Source organism: Peribacillus cavernae, assembly GCF_003989135.1.
Taxonomy (GTDB): Bacteria; Bacillota; Bacilli; order Bacillales; family DSM-1321; genus Peribacillus; species Peribacillus cavernae.
The window spans coordinates 39002-52954 of sequence record NZ_RYZZ01000028.1 but is presented as its reverse complement, the minus strand read 5'-3'; the positions used below and the strand labels follow the sequence as shown (position 1 = coordinate 52954).

The following is a 13953-nucleotide window of genomic DNA, read 5'->3' as shown; positions in this document are numbered from 1 at the left end:
CAAACTCTCCGAAGAAATGTCTGACTTGCTCATTTGCTTTTAAAGTGTATGCTCACCTTTAAAATTAACGTTGGCGCTTTGTTTTGTTCAGTTTTCAAAGAGCAAGTTCTTATGGCTTCTCTTAGAAGCGACTTTATTAATATACCATTTTACCATCATATGAGTCAAGAGGTTTTTAAAAAAATTTGTAAGTTTGTAATCTCTGTGCAACTCATTTGCAACAACAGATATAAATATACCATCATTATAATAAGTGCACAATATCTTTTTTAAAGTTTTTCTAACATAATAAAAACCCTAATAAAAACAATCGCTCTTTGTTTATTTTTTCGGCAACGATTTATTTTTCATAGATATTTAATCCATAAAAAAACCGGTCCACACAAGTCTCTTAGAGTCGAGTAAATTGCTGACTTTCCTCTAAAAAACTTGAAAGACCGGCCCTGGACGATAATGTTATTACCGATGACGCATTAATGGGAATAACAATACATCACGGATGGATGGTGAATTGGTCAGCAGCATGATTAGGCGATCCACGCCTATACCGAGCCCGCCTGTTGGCGGCATGCCGTATTCTAGCGCTTCGATAAAGTCATCATCCATCTCGTGCGCTTCATCATTTCCTTCCTCGCGTTCCTTTAATTGAGCCTCAAAACGCTCGCGCTGGTCAATTGGATCATTAAGTTCAGTGAAGGCATTTGCATGCTCACGACCTACAATGAATAACTCAAAACGATCCGTAAAACGAGAGTCTTCCTCGTTTTTCTTAGCCAGCGGGGAAATTTCAACCGGATGTCCATAAACAAAGGTAGGCTGAATCAATTTCTCTTCAACTACCTGTTCAAAGAATTCATTCACGATATGGCCGAATTCCATGTTTTCTTTCACTTCAATTCCGTGTGCTTTGGCTAACGCATGAGCCTCTTGCTTGCTCATTTGCTTCCAGAAGTCTACGCCAGTGTACTCTTTAACGGCATCTACCATGTGAAGTCGTTTCCACTCAGGCTTTAAGTTCACTTCGTATTCACCATATTGAACAGTAGTAGACCCTAGTACTTCCTGCGCGATATGAGCGATGAGGTTTTCCGTTAAGCTCATGATATCCCCGTAGTCAGCGTAGGCTTCATATAGTTCGATCATGGTAAATTCGGGATTATGTCTCGTGGATACACCTTCATTACGAAATACGCGGCCGATTTCATAGACTTTTTCCAATCCACCCACGATCAATCGTTTTAAATGGAGCTCAATTGCTATTCTCATGAATAATTCCATATCAAGCGCGTTGTGATGAGTAACGAACGGACGCGCGGCTGCTCCTCCGGCGATGGAATGCATCATCGGCGTTTCAACCTCCAGATAGCCATGGTCGTCTAAGTAGCGGCGCATCGCCTGAATGATACGGCTTCGCATAATGAAAGTTTTTTTGCTTTCCTCATTTGTCATTAAGTCAACATAGCGCTTGCGGTATCTTTCTTCGACATCCTTTAGTCCATGGAACTTATCTGGAAGCGGACGAAGCGCTTTTGTTAAGAAGATAAAATCATTTGCTTTTATCGAGAGCTCGCCAACCTTCGTTTTAAAGACGGTCCCGCTCACACCAACCAGGTCGCCAAGGTCAGTCTGATCAAAAACTTTATAGTTTTCTTCGCCGACAGCATCGACACGGACATAAATTTGAATTTGGCCGCTGATATCCTGAATATGGGCAAACCCAGCCTTCCCTTTACCACGCTTAGTCATTACCCGTCCAGCCAGAGTAACCTCGATATTTTTGTCATCTAATTCTTCTTTACTTAAATCACCGTATGCTGTTGCAAGCTTTTCAGCAAGGTGTGTGCGGTCAAATCTGCGTCCGAACGGATCTTGTCCATTGTCTCGCATAGCCTGCATTTTCTCACGCCTTACTTTGAGCTGGTCATTTAATTCCTCATGACTCATGATCATCATCTCCATCTTTATTATCGCTGCTTTATATAGTAGTTCGATCGCCGAACTTTGCATTCCTTTTATATTTTCACACAAAGTAATCGAATCGAACAGTCTTTTATCTCAAAAAACTCTGTTATTTGCCCATATAAAAACTGCCAGGAGTACTGGCAGTTCGGATTAAGCGTATTATAGGTAAAGGTGCAGATAATGTCAAATGCCTTAGACTGCCTGAATGTTTTGTTCCTTTGCCTCTACTTCTTCGACAAGTCCATGAAGAAGCGTTACAACATCTTCTCTTGTGTTACACTCATTAATGCCTTTTCTTGCTCTTGCGTTGCCGCCGATTCCTTTTAAATACCAAGCCGCATGCTTGCGCATTTCACGGACTGCAACGTTTTCGTTCTTCAGGGCAATCAAGCGATCCATATGCAGGAGGCAGACATCGATTTTTTCACGTGCCGTTGGCTCATCCATTAATTCGCCTGTTTCGAGGTATTTAATCGTACGATAAATCACCCATGGATTGCCGAGTGCAGCGCGGCCGATCATAACACCATCAACACCTGTTTCTTTTAGCATCCGTTCCGCATCCTGTGGCGTTTCAACATCACCGTTACCGATGATTGGAATGTTGACAGAGTTTTTGACTTCACGGATGATACCCCAATTTGATTTTCCTTCATACATTTGAACACGCGTTCTTCCATGCAGGGAAACAGCTTTCCCGCCGGCCCGTTCAACTGCCTGAGCATTCCTGACCGCATAAATATGATCTTCATCCCAGCCCATGCGCATTTTAACGGTGACTGGCTTATCAACTGCATCTACCACGGCAGAAACCATTTCATAAATTTTATCAGGGTCAAGAAGCCATTTTGCACCTGCATCACATTTTGTGATTTTCGGTACCGGGCAGCCCATATTGATGTCAATAATATCAGCATTGGTGTTTTTATCGACAAACTGAGCGGCCTCGACCAATGATTCCTTTTTTCCGCCAAAAATCTGCAGGCTGAGCGGCTTTTCTCTTTCATCTATATAAAGCATATTCATCGTTTTTTCATTTTTATATACAATCCCCTTGTCGCTGACCATCTCAGCACAAACAAGGCCAGCACCGAATTCCTTTACCGTTAAACGGAATGCGGAGTTGCAGACCCCTGCCATCGGTGCGAGGACGACCTGGTTTTTCATTTCAATATCGCCAATCTTTAACACGTTATGTTCCTCCTTTGTTGAAGTGAATTCTATTATTTAACTTCCGGCGGCCTTAGCTCATCAAGTGAAACATCAAGCATTTCAGCCACCTCTACCAAAAAACCATCCGTCGGTTTTCGGCTTCCCCTTTCGACTTCACCCAGCAGCGAAACGGAAACGCCCATTTCTTTCGCAAATCCTTCCTGCGTATATCCCTTTAGCTTTCGAAAAGCGCGAATGCGTCTGCCCCATTTTTCCGCTTCCATAATCGAACTCCTTCTTTATCCTTTATCTCGTCCAGAACTTCATGCATTGGTGTCTCCATCTTCGGAAGCATGATGTCTGGGTCTAATTCCAGCAAGGGAATGATTACAAATGCTCGTTCTAGCATCCGAGGATGAGGAACAGAAAGATTCTCTGTTTCAATATTTTCGTGATTATACAGCAAAATGTCAAGGTCCAATGTACGAGGGCCCCAGTGTATTTCCCTTTTTCTCCCAAGGATTTGTTCTACCTTTAAACACTTTCCCAATAATTCTTCAGGTCCATAGGATGTTTTCACCTTGAGAACAGCATTTAAAAAAAGGGCCTGCTCAAGATACCCTACCGGATCTGTCTCATACAGCGAGGAGATACCGACTGTCCGAATCCCTGCCTCCTGGTTCAAAAGCTGGATGGCTTTTTTGAAAAAATTGACACGGTCGCCGATATTAGACCCCATTGAAATATATGCAATATTCTCCAATCTACCGTCCCCTTCTAATTTCCACTGCAACCGATTTGTAATGTCCGGGAATCGGCGGGTCTGGCTTGTATACCTTAAGGGTGCAAAATTGAATTTCTTTATATTTCGACAGAATTTCGGAGGCAATATTCTCGGCAATGGACTCCACCAGCTTGAATGTCTTACCCACCACGATATCTTTGCAAATCGAATAAAGCTCTCCGTAGTTTATCGAATCCTCTAGATTATCACTTCCACCGGCCTTTGATAAATCCAATTCAATCTCCAGATCAACGACAAACCGCTGTCCAAGCCTGTTTTCCTCAGGAAACACGCCATGGTAGCCGTAAAACTCCATCTGATTCACAAAAATCTTATCCATTATAGTCACCCTTTCCAACAAGAGCATCCATCATTTTAGCCATACGAGAGATTTCCTTAACATCGTGTACTCGCATGATCTGGCAGCCTTTCTGGATACCGTAGCACACAGTTGCACCCGTGCCTTCCATCCGCTCTTTCGCTGGTAAATCGAGGGTGTGCCCAATCATTGATTTTCTTGATGTACCGAGCAGAACAGGATAACCCAATGATACCAGCTTATCAAGATTTCGCATCATTTCCAAATTTAACGCTAGGTCTTTCGCAAAACCAATTCCCGGATCGAGGATGATATTTCTATCAACAACCCCTGCCTTCTTCACAAGTGCTACGCTTTCGTATAAGTCATAAAAGACGTCACGGACAAAATCAGAGTAGGTTTGATTGTCACGGTTATGCATCAGGATGATCGGCACCCCATATTCACCGGCTACTTTTGCCATTTGATCATCGGCTTTCGCACCCCAGACATCGTTAATGATATGGGCCCCCGCTTCTAATGACTGACGCGCTACCTCAGCTTTATATGTATCTATCGATAGGGGGATATCAATCCTATTTGAAATGGCTTCAATAACCGGAAGCACGCGTTCTAATTCTTCCTCCTCCGAAACGGCCGTATGATGAGGACGGGTCGATTCACCGCCGATATCAATGATGTCTGCTCCATCCCTAACCATCTGTTCTGCATGCCGCAGCGCAGTATCGATCTGATTATACCTTCCGCCGTCGGAGAAAGAATCAGGAGTAATATTCAAAATCCCCATAATTAAAGTCTTTTTTTCGTAGTCCAGTGTATAAGGACCGCATTGAAGAATCGACGAGTTCATATTTGTCTCCTTATAATTATATTTCATTCCTGCTATAGAGCAAAGTCCGATATGTTTGATAAGCTTCAAATAAAAAGCTGGTACCCGTTCCGCTCCTTCCTTGAAACGATCCTATGCCTTTAATTTCACCAACAGAGAAAATTTCCTGAATCGAGTTCGTACAAAAAACCTCATCAGCAGTGCCGATATCCTCTATTTTATACAACCCTTCCTGAATTACAAAACCCGATTTCTTTGCAAGCTTCAGTACGAATTGGCGTGTAACTCCATTTAGAATGCCCGTTTGAATCGCCGGGGTATACAATGTATGGTCTTTTACCCAAAACAGGTTGGAGGCAATTCCCTCGGCAAGATATCCATCTTCATTTAAAAAAATTCCTTCAGAATCCGGATTAGCCGTTATCTCCCGTTTTGCAATCATATTATTAAGATAATGGTGGGACTTTAACCGTTCGGATGTCTCCGGTTTATTTCTGCGTGTTTTTAAAAGAATTCCCTTCTTTTCCTGCAGTCCTTGCGGTACTATCATTTGCTGCATGAACAGAAGAATGTTCGGTCTTTGATACGGCGACGTTTGAAGTCCTACAGGCGCAGCCCCTGCAGAAATATTCAATCTGATCCGGGCATCTCGCAATCCATTTTCATACAGAAGCTCTTGCAATATTTTCTCTATCTCATGACGGGAACACACATAGAGGATATGCAATTCTTTCAGGCTGTTATTAATCCGGTTGATATGATCATCCAGCAAAAAGGGATGCCCATCATAAATACGAAACGTCTCAAACACACCAAGCCCATATAAAAATCCATGGTCAAATGGTGATATGTGTGCCTCACCCTCGTTTACAATTTGTCCATTCACGTGCATATACATAATATATATCCCTCTATTCTATAAGAAAGGCGCATGCGTCTTTTAAAAAGGAACGTCGACTAGCACCAGCCACGTTTTGCGGCTACGTCAGAGCTAGACACCAATACAAGTTGAAAAAGCTATGCTTATTTAGTAAACAGCCTATCAAAGTTCTCCTTTTGCCTCACCCGATAAACTTCCAGAAAGTTTTGCAAGAGTTGCTTACCGCTTTCGGTCATAATCGACTCGGGATGAAATTGTACCCCTTCAATGGGAAAGTCTTTATGCCGAATCCCCATAATTTCTCCGTCTTTTGTCCAGGCTGAAACCTCAAAGCCATCAGGGAGTGAATCCAGGTCGATGATCAACGAGTGATAACGGGTAGCTGGGAAAGGATTAGGGATATTGGCATACGCTGTTTTTCCATCATGATATACCAGAGAGGTTTTCCCATGCATCAGGCGATCCGCCTTAATAACCCTCCCGCCAAAAGCCTGGCCGATTGATTGGTGACCAAGACACACTCCAAAGATGGGCATCTTTCCTGCGAAAGTTGCAATGGCTTCAAGACTTATTCCAGCTTCATCGGGGCTGCATGGCCCAGGTGAAATCATTAAAAACTCCGGCGCAAGCTGTTTGATCTCCTCAATCGTGATTTGGTCATTGCGCCTTACAAGTAATTTTTCTCCGATTTCACCAAGATACTGGACAAGGTTATAGGTAAATGAGTCATAATTATCAATCATGAGAATCATCGGTTTTCCGCCTTTTCTGTTGCTGTTGCTGTTTCTGTTTCTGCTCTTTCTTTGGCTTTCTGGAGCGCCATCGCTTTTTTCAGTGATTCCTTATATTCAGATGCCGGGTTTGAATCGATGACAACGCCAGCCCCCGCTTGAATATGGGCGATTCCATCTTTCACAAGCATCGTCCTGATGACAATATTCAGTTCCATGTCTCCTGAGTCGCTTATCCATCCGATTGAGCCTGTATATATTCCACGGCGGACAGGTTCAAGTTCTTCAATGATTTCCATCGTCCTTACCTTAGGGGCCCCGGTTATTGTCCCTCCTGGAAAGACGGCATCAATGACGTTAAAAGCATCCTTGCCTTCAGCAAGCTTTCCCAGTACATTTGAAACAATATGCATGACATGAGAATACCTTTCTATAACCATAAATTCATTCACTTTGACACTGCCGTACTCGCACACTCTACCAAGGTCATTCCGTTCTAAATCAACAAGCATCACATGTTCAGCACGCTCTTTTTCATTTTCAACCAGCTCCCTTGCAAGCCGGTCATCTTCTTCAGCCGTTTCCCCCCTTGAGCGGGTTCCTGCAATCGGCCTTGTGCTGACCCGGGTATCTTGTTTCTTAACCAGAAGCTCAGGTGAACCGCTGACAATTTGAAAACTTGGAGTATGAATATATGCCATATAAGGAGAAGGGTTTAACAGCCTTAATTGTTCATAGACATCGAGCGGTTGTGCAAAAAGAGGGCTTGATTGCCGGACCGATACATTCACTTGAAAAATATCTCCTTCGGAAATATAATTCTTGATTTTCTCTACAGCCTCTTTAAATTGATCCTCTGTAAAAGAAACGCTTTCTTGAAGCGGTTTAATATATGTCTCCGTATTGCGGCTTTCAGGCTCAGCTTTCACCGACATCCATTGATGTTTCATTGATTCCAGCTTTTCCAATGCCATGTCTTTTTCATCTTGGCCACAGGCATACATGAACCATAGCAGCTGTTCCTGATGGTCGTAAACAATCACTTCATCAAACGCCAGAAAATAAATATCAGGCGTTTCTAAGTCATCTTTTGCAGCAGCAGGGAGATTTTCTATATAACGGACATAGTCATAGCTGATGAAGCCCATGACACCGCTTTGAAAGTCCGGGTAATCGTCATTCTGTTTGCTTTTTCTCTCTGCCATCCATTCCTTTAAAGAATGTAGCGGGTTTCCTTGACGATGCTCTGTCCGTCCATCAAACTCTCTTATTGTCAGCAAATCAGCTTTACCGGACAGCTCGGCGACCGGATTTAGGCCTATCATGCTGAAGCGGCCCCCTCTTCCACTTTCGAGCATCATGTGGGTAGAGACAGAAGAGGATAATATTTTGTAAACGTGAAATACGTCATTGTGATCAAATGGGATATTGATTGCAAACACTTCCCGTTGTTTCTCCAACTCATTCAGCCCCTGTATCTTAATTAGACAATCATAGTTAGAGTTTACTAATTAACGGAGGAAAATTAAATAAAAAAAGCAAAGTCCATTGAAGGGCTCTGCTTTTTTCTTTATTCGCCTTTATTATTCAAAGTTATAAAGCGGTGTGCTCAGGTAGCGTTCTCCATTGCTTGGGATGATCGCGAGGACTTTTTTGCCTTTGCCGAGTTCTTTTGCCACCTGTACGGCGGCAGAAATAGCAGCTCCGGAAGAAATTCCGCCTAAAATTCCTTCTTCTTTTGCAGCACGGCGGGCATATTCAAATGATTCATCTGTTCCGACCTGAATAACTTCATCGTATAACTCAGTATTTAAAATCTCGGGGATAAACCCTGCACCGATACCTTGTATTTTATGAGGACCTGGTTTCCCGCCAGATAAAATTGGTGAATCCGAAGGCTCAATCGCATAAATCTTCACTTCGGGATATTTTTCGCGCAACACTTCACCAGCGCCAGTAATAGTCCCTCCAGTTCCGATTCCTGAAATAAACGCATCGAGCTGGTCACCCATTTGCTCTACTATTTCCTTACCCGTTGTCTCATGGTGTACCTTAGGGTTTGCTTTGTTCTTAAACTGCTGCGGCATAAAGTAGCCGTTTTCATTTGCAAGTTCTTCCGCTTTTGCAATGGCACCCTTCATCCCTTCAGGGCCTGGTGTCAATATCAGTTCTGCCCCATAGGCACGAAGTAGATTGCGGCGCTCTATACTCATTGTTTCCGGCATAACCAAAATAGCGCGGTAGCCCTTTGCAGCGGCCACCATTGCCAAGCCAATGCCTGTATTGCCGCTGGTAGGTTCAATAATAGTAACGCCTTCCTTTAAATCGCCGCTTTCTTCCGCTGCTTCAATCATTGAAAGTGCGATACGGTCTTTGACACTGCTTCCAGGATTCATGTACTCCAGTTTTAAATAAATGTCTGCGCTGTTTTCATCTGGAATTCGGTTCAATTTTACAATTGGTGTTTGTCCGATTAAATCGACTATTGAATTTACTGTATTTGCCATATTCTCCACTCCTAATACCGAGTATTTTTATTGGTTTTATCTAAAATTTACAGCTTTCATACACCAATGTCAATATGTTTGCATTATTTGGTCTAATCGTTGTTTGCAGCTTTTTTATTTTGACGGTATCTCAGTTCATCATTTCAGGGAATCGACCCTACTTTTTTCTTTTTTCCTCCATCTGCTCTTGGATGTAAAAGGCTATTTTGCTTCCTTTTCCAGCTCTTCCAACTCACACTTGGAGAATTGGTATTTTTCATTACAAAAATGACAGTGGGCTTCTGCGTGTCCTTCCGTTTCGATTATATCGCGGATCTCTGCTTTCCCTAAGCTGACAAGAGCATTCCCAATCCTTTCACGTGAGCACTGGCACTTAAATTCTACCGGCATTTTTTCAAGGACCTTCACGTTTCCATCCCCTAATACCTGTTCAAGGATTTCCTCGGGTGTTAATCCTTGTTGAATCAATTTAGAAATGGGAGGGATTTTGCTCAGCCGATCTTCAATTTGACTGATTGTCTCATCTTCTGCTCCAGGCATTAACTGAATGATGAATCCCCCTGCAGCAAGGATTGTATTGTCGGGATTAACCAAAACGCCAACGCCAACAGATGAGGGTACCTGTTCCGAAGTTACAAAATAATAGGTAAAGTCTTCTCCAAGTTCCCCGGAAACAATCGGAACCTGTCCCGTGAAATAGTCACGGAGGCCTATATCCTTTACAACAGACAAAGTCCCTTCTGTTCCTACCGCCCTCCGAACATCCAGTTTTCCTTTTTCATTTAAGTCAAAATGGGTCTGTGGATTGGTGACATAACCCCGTACTTCTCCTTTTGCATTGCTATCTACCAAGATGACACCAATCGGGCCCCCTCCTTCGACTTTTATCGTCAGCTTATCCTCCCCTTTAAGCATCGCGCCCATCATTAAGCCGGCACTTATTGATCGGCCCAGTGCTGCAGAAGCGGTCGGCCAGGTATAATGGCGCCTTTGTGCTTCCCCTACTGTTTCGGTGGTAGAAACAGCGTAAGCTCTTACCTGTCCTTTATAACACAAAGCCTTTACTAAATAATCGTTCATCCTATATGCCCCTTTCCAGGGTGTATTACCTGCTTTTATGTTGGTCTTTATTTCTTTTATAAATCAACTGCAATCCTTTTAAAGTCAAAAACGGGTCGACAATGTCAATTGTATCCGATTCGTTGGCAATTAAATGGGCGAGCCCTCCGGTTGCTATTACTGTAGGATCGATTAGGCTTTGCTCTTTCATTCTGCCGACAATCCCCTCAACCTGGCCTACATAACCAAATAAAATGCCTGCCTGCATTGCAGCTACCGTGTTTTTGCCGATAATATCCTCAGGCCGCGCAATCTCGATCCGGGGAAGCTTTGCAGCCTTTGAATAAAGCGCCTCTGTCGAAATGCCAATTCCCGGCGCAATAGCTCCGCCCATATATTGTTTGTCTTCATTAATGTAACAATACGTTGTAGCCGTACCAAAATCGACGATGATCAGAGGGCTGCCGTACTCCTGAATCCCAGCCACTGCGTTAACAATCCGGTCTGCGCCTACTTCCCTTGGATTTTCATATTTAATGTCAAGTCCTGTCTTGATTCCAGGGCCGACAATAAGCGGCTTTGCTTTAAAATACTTTTTGCACATACGCTCTAAAGCATACATTATCGGTGGAACTACTGATGAAATGATAATCCCATCGATGTCGCGAAAGGACAAGCCTTCGTGCTCCAATAATGACTTAATGATCATTGCGTATTCATCTTCGGTTTTATGGCGATTCGTTTCAATTCGCCAATGATAGTTTAGTTGATCCTCATTGTATACGCCTAATACTGTATTTGTATTCCCTGCATCCAAAACAAAAATCATTATCTCATCACTCCGCCAAAGTTATTCACCCACATCATACCATACTTGTTTTTTTCTCCGTTATCAAGAAAAGCGCAAGCGCCTTGTAAAAAGGAGTCCTCTCTAAATATGTCTAGCCTTTCCTAAATAGAAAAAAAGGCATCTCCGTTTTCGGGAAATGCCTTAATAAGAATGTAATGATTATTTTTTTGGCTCATCTTCATTCGGGAAGGAAAGCGGCTTATCCTGCGGATTTCCTTCTTCAATTCCAGGTGGGTTTGTATCTTCATCCCTTACTTCCATTGGGTCGGGATTTCTTTCATCCAGCGGCTTAAGAAGTGCTTCCTTTTCTTCCTTCTTAGATTGGATCGTTACCTTCATATCGTCGTCACTATCCAATCTGCCATTGATAGCTGTATAATCACGATCCGGTAATTTCCCGGTGTCAAAGAGGCTCTTAATTTGTTCTGCATCAAGAGTTTCAACTTCAAGAAGGGTATTGGCAATGATATCGAGTTTACTCCTATTTTCGGTGATAATTTTTTTAGCACGATCGTAGGATTCCTTGATAATGCGCTGGATTTCCAGGTCTATTTCATAGGCAATAGCATCAGAGTAGTTTTGATCATTGTTGAAATCACGGCCTAAGAATACCTGCCCCTGTGTCTGGCCGAATTGAATCGGTCCAAGCTTATCGCTCATTCCGTATTCGGTCACCATGCTTCTCGCGATGCCTGTAGCGCGCTGGAAGTCATTGTGAGCACCTGTACTCGCTTCCCCGAAGACGACCTCTTCGGACACACGTCCTCCAAGGAGACCGGCGATTTTGTCCAAAAGCTCCGGTTTTGTCATAAAGAAACGATCTTCCTTAGGAAGCATGACAGCATAGCCGCCAGCCTGCCCTCGTGGAACAATGGTAACTTTATGAACGATTTCCGCCTCATCCAGTACCAGACCGATAATCGTATGGCCGGCTTCGTGGAACGCCACAATATTGCGTTCTTTTTTGGAGATAACCCTGCTTTTTTTGGCGGGACCGGCGATTACGCGGTCTGAGGCTTCATCCAAATCAGACATATCGATTTTCTTTTTATTTTGGCGGGCAGCCACCAACGCTGCCTCATTCAATAGGTTTTCAAGGTCGGCACCTGAGAAACCAGGTGTACGCTGGGCAATCGCTTTTAAATTAACACCGTCACTTAATGGCTTATTACGAGAATGAACCTTAAGCACTGCTTCACGGCCGATAACATCGGGACGGCCCACTGTAATTTGTCGGTCAAAACGGCCTGGTCGGAGTAACGCGGGATCAAGAATATCAGCACGGTTAGTAGCCGCGATGATGATGACTCCTTCATTTCCGCCAAAGCCATCCATTTCGACAAGCAATTGGTTAAGCGTTTGCTCACGCTCGTCATGACCACCGCCTAGACCCGCACCACGCTGACGTCCAACTGCATCAATTTCATCAATAAAAATAATACATGGAGCATTTTTCTTCGCATTTTCAAAAAGGTCACGAACACGGGATGCACCAACCCCGACAAACATTTCAACAAAGTCGGAACCACTGATCGAGAAGAACGGAGTACCCGCTTCCCCGGCAACGGCCCTTGCAAGCAGGGTTTTACCTGTACCAGGAGGTCCCACAAGCAGGACACCTTTTGGAATACGGGCACCCAGTTCGGCAAACTTGCGTGGGTCTTTCAGGAATTCAACGACTTCAACCAATTCCTGCTTTTCTTCATCCGCACCCGCGACATCCTTAAAACGCACCTTTTTCTTCTCATCGTTATATAACTTAGCTTTACTTTTCCCGAAGTTCATGACACGGCCGCCGCCGCCTCCCTGAGCCTGGTTAAGCAAGAAAAAGAAAAGAATAAAGATAATGACAAACGGAATGATGGAAGTGAAGAATGTTACCCAGCCATTTGATTCCTTTGCCGGCAATACTTCGGTTTTGTCCACCTTATTATCTTCAATAGCCCCGCTGATACGCGCCTGCGTAGCTTCGCTATCTGTCACATAAGTAAGGAAAAACTTGTCTTTCTCATAATTCTCAAGCTGCCCCCGCACCTCATACACATATCGTTCAGGCTGCATCGTGAAATTTGTTACTTCTCCCTTATCCAAGTGTTCAAAAAATTCATCCTGGGTAATATTAACAGTTGGCTCATTGTTATTGTTAAAAATACTTACAATCCCAATGATGACCAAAAAGATGAGTAAATAAAATATGGTATTACGGAAGATCCGATTCATTCCTTACCTCCTCCCACTTTAAAACAAACTATAGTAAATATTATCATAGAAAATAATTGTATTACAATTAATTAATACATCTTTAGATAATCAGATAAACATTGAGGTGAAAGCAGTCTATTTGCTTTCGTAAATTTCCGGTTTCAATACACCAATATAAGGAAGATTGCGGTATCTTTCCGCGTAATCGAGCCCGTATCCCACTACAAATTCGTCAGGTACGGTGAAGGCTGTATAATCAGGTTTAATATCCGCCTTCCTGCCGGTTGGTTTATCCAGGAGTGTGACAATTTTAATCGACTTCGCTTTTCTATAACGGAATAATTCCACTAAATAGCTAAGCGTTAAACCACTATCGATGATATCTTCAATAATCAAGATATCGCGGCCTTCTACTGAGGTATCGAGATCTTTGATGATTTTAACCTCACCGGTAGATACGGTCGAACTCCCGTAGCTTGAAACATCCATGAAGTCCATTTCCAGATGGGAATCAATATGTTTTAACAATTCCGCCATAAATGGCATTGCGCCCTTTAACACGCCGATTGCCAGCGGGAAGCTGTCTTTGTACTCATCTTCGAGCAGTTTTGCGAGCTCTTTGATTTTCCCCTGAATCTCTTCCTCAGTGATTAATACCTTTTCAATGTCATTTTGCAT

General features: G+C 43.2%; 14 protein-coding genes. All 14 read right to left on the bottom strand.

Going from position 1 to position 13953, the window contains the following annotated elements; genetic code table 11:
- Positions 1–459: 459 nt before the first annotated feature.
- Positions 460–1944, bottom strand: coding sequence for a lysine--tRNA ligase (gene lysS, locus ELQ35_RS16515; RefSeq protein WP_126866151.1), 1485 nt, complete (start codon positions 1942–1944; stop codon positions 460–462).
- A 210-nt stretch (positions 1945–2154) separates the two neighbouring features.
- The gene (gene dusB, locus ELQ35_RS16510) at positions 2155–3153 is read right to left on the bottom strand and encodes a tRNA dihydrouridine synthase DusB (protein WP_126866140.1); all 999 of its coding nucleotides are present in this window, start codon (positions 3151–3153) and stop codon (positions 2155–2157) included.
- A gap of 32 nt (positions 3154–3185) precedes the next feature.
- Positions 3186–3398: a helix-turn-helix domain-containing protein gene (locus ELQ35_RS16505; RefSeq protein ID WP_126866138.1), complete on the bottom strand. Its 213-nt coding sequence runs from the start codon at positions 3396–3398 to the stop codon at positions 3186–3188.
- Positions 3350–3877 (bottom strand): 2-amino-4-hydroxy-6-hydroxymethyldihydropteridine diphosphokinase, encoded by a 528-nt coding sequence (folK, locus tag ELQ35_RS16500; RefSeq protein ID WP_126866136.1) that lies wholly within the window; start codon positions 3875–3877, stop codon positions 3350–3352. The genes ELQ35_RS16505 and folK overlap by 49 nt, the downstream gene beginning before the upstream one ends.
- A 1-nt stretch (position 3878) precedes the next feature.
- Positions 3879–4238: a dihydroneopterin aldolase gene (gene folB / locus ELQ35_RS16495; RefSeq protein ID WP_126866134.1), complete on the bottom strand. Its 360-nt coding sequence runs from the start codon at positions 4236–4238 to the stop codon at positions 3879–3881.
- A complete protein-coding gene (gene folP / locus ELQ35_RS16490) occupies positions 4231–5067 on the bottom strand; it encodes a dihydropteroate synthase (RefSeq protein ID WP_126866132.1) in 837 nt (278 codons plus the stop codon). The genes folB and folP overlap by 8 nt, the downstream gene beginning before the upstream one ends.
- 16 nt (positions 5068–5083) lie before the next feature.
- Positions 5084–5944, bottom strand: a complete 861-nt coding sequence (gene pabC / locus ELQ35_RS16485) for an aminodeoxychorismate lyase (protein WP_126866130.1) — start codon at positions 5942–5944, stop codon at positions 5084–5086.
- Positions 5945–6069: 125 nt separating this feature from the next.
- The gene (pabA, locus tag ELQ35_RS16480) at positions 6070–6678 is read right to left on the bottom strand and encodes an aminodeoxychorismate/anthranilate synthase component II (RefSeq protein WP_126866128.1); all 609 of its coding nucleotides are present in this window, start codon (positions 6676–6678) and stop codon (positions 6070–6072) included.
- Complete coding sequence (locus ELQ35_RS16475; RefSeq protein ID WP_126866126.1) at positions 6675–8117, bottom strand: anthranilate synthase component I family protein; 1443 nt, start codon at positions 8115–8117, stop codon at positions 6675–6677. Before ELQ35_RS16475 ends, pabA begins: the two co-directional genes overlap by 4 nt.
- A 123-nt stretch (positions 8118–8240) precedes the next feature.
- On the bottom strand, positions 8241–9164 hold the full coding sequence (gene cysK / locus ELQ35_RS16470) for a cysteine synthase A (RefSeq protein ID WP_126866124.1): 924 nt from the start codon (positions 9162–9164) through the stop codon (positions 8241–8243).
- Positions 9165–9365: 201 nt separating this feature from the next.
- Positions 9366–10244, bottom strand: a complete 879-nt coding sequence (hslO, locus tag ELQ35_RS16465) for an Hsp33 family molecular chaperone HslO (RefSeq protein ID WP_126866122.1) — start codon at positions 10242–10244, stop codon at positions 9366–9368.
- Between the two features lie 25 nt (positions 10245–10269).
- Positions 10270–11052, bottom strand: a complete 783-nt coding sequence (locus tag ELQ35_RS16460; protein WP_126866120.1) for a type III pantothenate kinase — start codon at positions 11050–11052, stop codon at positions 10270–10272.
- Positions 11053–11232: 180 nt separating this feature from the next.
- Positions 11233–13293, bottom strand: coding sequence for an ATP-dependent zinc metalloprotease FtsH (gene ftsH / locus ELQ35_RS16455; protein ID WP_126866118.1), 2061 nt, complete (start codon positions 13291–13293; stop codon positions 11233–11235).
- A gap of 117 nt (positions 13294–13410) precedes the next feature.
- Complete coding sequence (gene hpt / locus ELQ35_RS16450) at positions 13411–13953, bottom strand: hypoxanthine phosphoribosyltransferase (RefSeq protein ID WP_126866157.1); 543 nt, start codon at positions 13951–13953, stop codon at positions 13411–13413.